This window comes from Paraburkholderia sp. RL17-373-BIF-A (assembly GCF_046030175.1).
Lineage (GTDB): Bacteria > Pseudomonadota > Gammaproteobacteria > Burkholderiales > Burkholderiaceae > Paraburkholderia.
This window is the reverse complement of the sequence record NZ_JARESO010000278.1, coordinates 1-1,144: the sequence shown is the minus strand read 5'-3', so window position 1 is coordinate 1,144 and position 1,144 is coordinate 1. Positions and strand designations below refer to the sequence as shown.

At 67.0% G+C, this 1,144-nt stretch carries 1 protein-coding gene; it reads left to right on the top strand.

The genetic code is table 11. The features are described from left to right. The coding region (locus P0D80_RS50320) for a hypothetical protein (RefSeq protein WP_408296261.1) at positions 1-1,110 on the top strand (1,110 nt) is incomplete at its 5' end. Positions 1,111-1,144 lie beyond the last annotated feature (34 nt).

Below are 1,144 nucleotides of genomic sequence, written 5' to 3'. Positions count from 1 at the left end.
CGGTTCCTACGCGGAGGGAACCAGCAGGGCGCCTTCGATAGTCTGCTGGCGGCTGTCCGCGAACTCGACGCGGCGAATCGGGGCCAGCCTCTGGCCGCGCTTGCCGGCCAGATCGGGGAGCTACCTTTACTACTTGGATGGAAGCGACAGGCCGCCTTCGATAGGCTGCTGACGGAAGTTCGCCAACTCGATGTAGTCGATCGGGGTCAGCCCCTGGCCGCGCTTGCCGGCCAGATCGGGGAGCTACCTATACTACTTGGAGGGGACCGCCAGACCGTCTTCGAGAGTCTGCTGACGGAAGTTCGCCAACTCGATGTGGTCGATCGGAGTCAGCCCCTGGCCGCGCTTGCCGGCCAGATTGGAGGGCTACCTGAAGGGAACCGGCAGCTCGCCTTCGAGAGTCTGCTGACGGAAGTTCGCCAACTCGATGTAGTCGATCGGGGCCAGCCCCTGGTCGCGATCGCCGGCCAGATCGGGGGGCTACCTGAAGGGAACCGGCAGGCCGCCTTCGATATCCTGCTGGCTGCTGTTTGCGAACTCGACGTGGCCGGGCGGGGCCAGCCCATGGCCGCGCTCGCCGGCCAGATCTGGATGCTACCTGGGAACCGGCAGACTGCCTTCGATATCCTGCTGGCGGCTGTTCGCGAACTCGACGTGGCCGGGCGGGGCCAGCCCATGGCCGCGCTCGCCGACCAGATCTTGAGGCTGCCTGGAGGGAACCAGCAGGCCGCCTTTGAGCGTCTGCTGGCGGCTGTTCGCGAACTCGACGTGGCCGAGCGGAGCTTGCCCCTGGCTGCGCTCGCCGGCCAGATCTGGATACTACCGGGAGGGAGCCGCCAGGCCGCCTTCGAGAGTCTGCTGGCGGTTGTTCGCGAACTCGACGTGGCCGGGCGGGGCCAGCCCCTGGCCGCGCTCGCCGGCCAGATCTTGAGGCTGCCTGGAGGGAACCAGCAGGCCGCCTTTGACCGTCTGCTGGCGGCTGTTTGCGAACTCGACGTGGCGGGGCGGGCCCAGCCCCTGGCCGCGCTGGCGGGCCAGATCGGGGGGCTGCCTGAAGGGAACCGGCACGTCGCCCGCGATAGTCTGACTGCTGCGTATCACTCAAGCTGAGAACGGTAATGACCGGTTTAGACGGCTTTGTCAA